The 5,463-nt window shown below is 64.5% G+C and carries 5 protein-coding genes; 3 read left to right on the top strand and 2 right to left on the bottom strand.

Translation table 11 applies throughout. The features are described 5' to 3' along the window. The 3 genes from Q0331_RS06645 to Q0331_RS06635 all read left to right on the top strand — a co-directional run. The coding region (locus Q0331_RS06645; RefSeq protein WP_298075638.1) for a metal ABC transporter solute-binding protein, Zn/Mn family at positions 1 to 746 on the top strand (746 nt) is incomplete at its 5' end. A 3-nt stretch (positions 747 to 749) separates the two neighbouring features. After that, entirely contained in the window at positions 750 to 1,592 is an 843-nt protein-coding gene (locus Q0331_RS06640) for a metal ABC transporter ATP-binding protein (RefSeq protein ID WP_298075637.1), read from the top strand. Beyond that, positions 1,592 to 2,449: a metal ABC transporter permease gene (locus Q0331_RS06635; protein ID WP_298075636.1), complete on the top strand. Its 858-nt coding sequence runs from the start codon at positions 1,592 to 1,594 to the stop codon at positions 2,447 to 2,449. The genes Q0331_RS06640 and Q0331_RS06635 overlap by 1 nt, the downstream gene beginning before the upstream one ends. Here Q0331_RS06635 and Q0331_RS06630 read toward each other — a convergent pair. Both Q0331_RS06630 and Q0331_RS06625 read right to left on the bottom strand, forming a co-directional pair. Further along, entirely contained in the window at positions 2,446 to 3,705 is a 1,260-nt protein-coding gene (locus Q0331_RS06630; protein WP_298075635.1) for a MazG nucleotide pyrophosphohydrolase domain-containing protein, read from the bottom strand. The two genes, Q0331_RS06635 and Q0331_RS06630, sit on opposite strands and share 4 nt — an antisense overlap. A gap of 25 nt (positions 3,706 to 3,730) precedes the next feature. Further along, a partial coding sequence (locus Q0331_RS06625; RefSeq protein WP_298075634.1) for a DEAD/DEAH box helicase occupies positions 3,731 to 5,463 on the bottom strand: 1,733 nt, incomplete at its 5' end.

Here is a 5,463-nt window from a genome sequence, read left to right as displayed (position 1 = left end):
CCGTGCGCTCGCTGACCCAACCCGGCGCGGAAGTTCACGGCTACGACCCCACCCCCAGCGACATCGCCGCCGCCTCCGACGCGGAGCTCATCATCAACAACGGCCTGGGGTTGGAACACTGGCTGGACAAGCTGACCGCCGACAGCAAAGCCCAGCGCGTCACCGCCAGCGATGGCGTAGATCCCATCAACATCAAGGGCACCGATCAGCCCAACCCACACGCCTGGATGAGCCCCACGCTCGCCAAGGTGTATGTGGACAGCATCGTCCAAGCCTTGAGCGACCTGCGCCCGGATAACGCGCAGACCTACGAAGACAACGGCAAGCAGTACAAGGATCGCCTGGACGACGTGGAGACGGAGCTCCAGGACGGTCTGAAAGCCCTGCCCCCGCACCAGCGTGCGCTGATGACCTGCGAAGGCGCCTTCAGCTATCTCACTGAGGACATGGGCATGAAGGAGGGCTACATCTGGCCCGTCAACACCGAGGGCGAAATCACTTCTCAGCAGATCACCCAAGCCGCCGACTTTGTCCACGACAACGACGTCCCCGCCGTCTTCTGCGAATCCACCGTCGAACCCGGACCGAAGGAGCAGCTGATGCGCGATACGGGTGCCCGCGACGGCGGTACGCTGTACGTCGACTCACTGTCTGAGGCCGACGGCCCCGTGCCGACCTACCTCGACCTTCTTTCTTATGACGCCCGCACCATCGTCAACGGACTGACCGGCAAGGATGCGAATTAACCAATGAACTCGCCACGCTCATCCGCCTCCCCCGCTTTGAACGTCGATGATTTACACGTGAGTTACGGCGCCGTCAATGCCCTCACCGGCGTGGACCTCAGCCTTAACTTCGGCCAGATCACCGCGCTCATCGGCATGAACGGTGCGGGTAAGTCCACGCTATTCAAGACCATCATGGGGCTGGAGCGCCCGACCTCTGGGCGCATTGTGGTCAACACCGGAACGGACTCTGCCACGGCTTTGCGCGGGGCGGTGGCCTACGTCCCCCAGCACGACCAGGTGGACTGGAACTTCCCCATCAGTGTGCGCGAGATCGTCGCCAGCGGACGGCGGCGGGCACGCTCGAAGGCAGGGTTCCTGCCCGAGAGCTCGTGGTTGTGGGGGCTGAGAAGGTGGCGTCAAGAAAAGAAGAACAACGACCGCATCGTCGATAAAGCACTACAGCAGACCGGGCTGACAGACCTGCAGGATCGCCCTGTCGGAGCCCTATCCGGCGGGCAGCGCAAGCGCGTGTTCGTGGCGCGCGGCATTGCACAGGAAGCGAAGATCATGCTGCTGGACGAGCCTTTCGCGGGCGTGGATACGCAGTCGCAATCGCAGATCACCGCACTGCTGCACGAACTGGCGGAGGCCGGGACGGCGCTGCTGATCTCCACACACGACCTGGATCGGCTGCCGGAGCTGTGCGACAACGTGGCGATGCTCAATCGCCGGATCATCGCCGAGGGCGCGCTGGATGAGGTGCTGACGGCGGAGAACCTCACCCGCACGTTTAGCACTGACGCCACGGCCGCAATTGCAGGGGCCGATGGAACCACGGGAACTAAGGGAAAGGCGGCACAATAATGAGCACGCTCGCAAGCGTTTTCGACCCGATCCTGTTCCCCTTAAGCTACAGCTTCGTCCAGCGGGCGGTGCTCGCCGCCAGCGTGATGGCCGTGGTCGCGGGACTGCTGAGCTGCTGGCTGATTCTGGTGGGCTGGTCGCTGCTCGGCGATGCGGTCTCGCATGCCGTACTGCCAGGGGTGGTCCTGGCCTACATCTTCGGCGCGCCCTTCGCAGTCGGTGCGATGATCGCCGCCCTCATTGCCGTGGGTTTGGTGGGCTCGGTCAAGGAAAGAACCACGCTGCGGGAGGACACCTCCATCGGCATCATCTTCACCACCTTTTTCGCCCTTGGCCTGGTGCTGCTCTCCGTCACCCCCAGCGGCACACACCTGCAGGAGATCCTGTTCGGCAACCTGCTGGGCATCACGCAGTCCGCGCTCTGGCAGATTTTGGCCATCGGCGGCATCGCGTTTGTGGTGCTGCTGGCGAATGCACGCACGTTTACCCTGTGGGCTTTTGACGCCGAACACTCCCGAACCATGGGCTTCAATACGAAGGCCATACGGTGGGCGCTGCTGGCGTGCCTAGCGTGCGTGGTGGTGGCCAGCGCACAGGCCGTCGGCGTGATCCTGGTGGTAGCAATGCTGATTACCCCCGGCGCGACGGCCTACCTGTGGACGCGCCGCTTCCGCCGCATGCTGCTGATCGCCCCGTTGGTGGCGTGGGTCAGCTGCATCACGGGCATCCTGCTGAGCTTCAACCTGGATGTCTCCACTGGCGGCACGATTGTGCTGGTACAGTCGGGGATCTTCTGCCTGACCTACCTCTTTGCCCCGCGCGAGGGGCTGGTGCGGGCGCTGCTGGCGCGCCGCTAGTTGCCCTGCTGCGGGTAGCCCGGCTGCTTGGGGTTATGTTGGGCGCGCAGCTTCTCACGGAACGCCGCAACAGCGTCGTGGAGGCGGCGCTCTGCCTCACCGGGGCTATCTAGCTCCAGGCCAACCATCGGATAACGGATGTCAGTCGGGATGTCCTTATCCGGAAGCCCCAGCTGCCGTGCCTCGGCAATGACGGCCTCCGCGGCGGACAGGGCGCTGGTGCCGGACGAAGCTTCAGGGCCTGCCGGGCCTGCCGGTTCAGCGGGCGCTTGCACGGCCGGGAACCGCTCTGCGTGCGGCTCTCGGCGGAACTGAGCCGGCTGACTAGGCTGTGCAGGTTCTGCCTTCTTCTTGGCCTCGCTGTAGCGCAGGTATTCCTCACCGAAACTGCGGATCCGCTGGGCTTCCTCTTCCTTCTTGCCCTCCTCCCACAGGCGATCCTGCTCCTGGCGTGGAACCTGGCGCTCAACCTCCTCAAACAGGTAGGGAGCGCGGGCGCGCAACTTCGCCGAAAACGCCCCGGCCACGTGGCCAATGTCGAAGGCGCCACGGCGGTTGGCGATTTCCGCGTGGAAAAGCACCTGCAGCAAAACGTCCGACAACTCGGAGCATAGATCCTGCTCGATCCACTCCGGGCGCGCAGCACCCTCACCTTCGCCCTCTGGTTTCCAGTTCTCCATCAGGTCGATAGTGCGGGCCAGCTCCTCTGTTTCCTCACGCAGGAACTTCACCAGGCTGGTGTGGGTCATGGACTGCTCCCACTCCCCCTGGCGCAGGGCACGCGCCATCAGCGCCACCGCGTCCTCGATCTCATCCATCACGGAAGCCGGCACCTCGGTGCGCGTCGTGCGGCGCAGGCCGGCCACGGCCGCGGTGTGCTCGTCGGTCCCAACGATCTCACCGTCCACCACGCCATCGCCCGAGTGGGTAATCTCGGCTGCGTCGTCCCCGTCGGCGGCGTCACTAACAGAAGAGCTACCGGCCTCCAGCTCGCGGGCGGGCTCCATGTGCACCTTTAGGCTCGGCGCGGTGATGAGGTCCTCACCGGCCTCGATGCGGGTAACGACAGCTTCGTTTTCCAGATCCGTCGTGACGATGATGTCGGACTCATCGACCGTGTGGCCGCCCAGATCCGCGATTACCCAGCGGACGCGGATGGGCACCTCCTCCGTGTAGCAAACATCTCCACGGAGCAGATCGACGGCCTCCACGGGAATCATCGCAGGGAAACGGGGATCTAGTAATACGACTGACATGGCGGTTATTCTAGCGCGTCGGTGTTTAGGACGTGCCCTTATCCTTGCCTGAGCCACCCGCCATGTTACGAATCGGGATGCCAGCCAGCTGCGTCAACGCATCGGCGCACCACTGCACCAGCTCCGTATCGCGCAGCGGAACCGCGCGCATGCCCTGGCCGCGCTTCGGTGCCGGGATCAACACGATCTTGGTGGTCGCGCGGTAGTTCGCGGCGGGGAACAGGCGCTTCAGGCGCACCTGGGTGGAATCCTGCAGCTCGATGGGGCTGAAGCTGATCTTCGAGCCCGTGGCCACCACCTCCGTGACCTGCAAGTCACGGCACAACAGGCGCAGGCGCGAGAGCACCGCGAGCATCTGAATCTGCTCCGGCGGCTCACCGTAGCGGTCACGCAGCTCCTCGAGCACCTTCTCGATCTGCTCCTCGTCTTGCACCTCGGCGAACTTGCGGTAAGCCTCCAGGCGCAGGCGCTCCGAAGCGATGTATTCGGCCGGGATGTGCGCGTCCACCGGCAGATCGATGCGGATCTCCTTCTTTTCCTCCTCCCGGCCATCGACGGGTTTGCCGTCGGCCATCGCGCGGAACGCCTCCACGGCCTCGCCGACCAGGCGGACGTAAAGGTCGAAGCCCACGCCCGCGATGTGGCCGGATTGCTCGGCGCCCAGAACGTTGCCGGCACCGCGCATCTCCAGGTCCTTCATGGCCACCGCCATACCCGCGCCCAGATCGTTGTTCTGGGCGATGGTGGTCAGGCGGTCGTAGGAGGTCTCGGTCAGCACCTCGCCCTTGGGGTAGAGGAAGTAGGCATAACCGCGCTCGCGGGAACGCCCCACGCGGCCACGCAGCTGATGCAGCTGGGATAGACCCATGTGGTGAGCATTCTCCACGATCAGGGTGTTGGCGTTGGCGATGTCCAGACCCGTCTCCACGATGGTGGTACACACCAGCACATCGAACTCGCGATCCCAGAAGCCCTTCACTGTGGTCTCCAGCTGTTCCTCGCTCATCTGGCCGTGTGCGACCACCACACGGGCCTCCGGCACCAGCCGGCGAATGTCCGCGGCGGTCTGCTCGATGCTGCGGACCTTGTTGTGCACGTAGAACACCTGCCCGTCGCGCAGCAGCTCGCGGCGAATGGCCGCGGCCACGTGCTTATCCTCCTGCGCACCCACATACGTCAACACCGGGTGCCGATCCTCCGGCGGGGTGAGGATCGTCGACATCTCGCGAATGCCCGCCATCGACATCTCCAGCGTGCGGGGAATCGGGGTTGCGGACATCGTCAGCACGTCCACGTGGGTGCGCAGCGACTTGATGTGCTCCTTGTGCTCCACGCCGAAGCGCTGCTCCTCGTCCACGATGATCAGCCCCAGGTTCTTCCAGTGCACGCCCGTCTGCAGCAGGCGGTGGGTACCGATCACGATGTCCACCGTGCCGTCGGCCATGCCGGCGATGACCTTCTTGGATTCCGCCGGGGTAGTGAATCGGGACAGCTCCTTGATGGTGGTGGGAAAGTCCTGCATGCGCTCGCTGAACGTGTTGTAGTGCTGCTGCGCCAGCAGAGTGGTCGGCACCAGCACGGCCACCTGCTTGCCCGACTGCACGGCCTTGAATGCGGCGCGCACCGCCACCTCGGTCTTGCCGTAGCCCACGTCGCCGACGATCACGCGGTCCATCGGCACCGGCTTTTCCATGTCGGCCTTCACGGCCTCGATGGCATTGTACTGGTCCTCGGTCTCGGTAAACGGGAAGGCATCTT

The sequence above is a fragment of the uncultured Corynebacterium sp. genome (assembly GCF_937999985.1).
In the GTDB taxonomy this organism is placed as follows: domain Bacteria; phylum Actinomycetota; class Actinomycetes; order Mycobacteriales; family Mycobacteriaceae; genus Corynebacterium.
Note: the sequence above shows the minus strand (reverse complement) of the source record. Positions and strands in the feature narration are given on the sequence as shown.

Bases quoted from the DNA above. Each gene is read 5' to 3' on its own strand.
- Q0331_RS06640 (WP_298075637.1), top strand. From the start codon at position 750: ATGAACTCGCCACGCTCATCCGCCTCCCCCGCTTTGAACGTCGATGAT.
- Q0331_RS06635 (WP_298075636.1), top strand. From the start codon at position 1,592: ATGAGCACGCTCGCAAGCGTTTTCGACCCGATCCTGTTCCCCTTAAGC.
- Q0331_RS06630 (WP_298075635.1), bottom strand. From the start codon at position 3,705: ATGTCAGTCGTATTACTAGATCCCCGTTTCCCTGCGATGATTCCCGTG.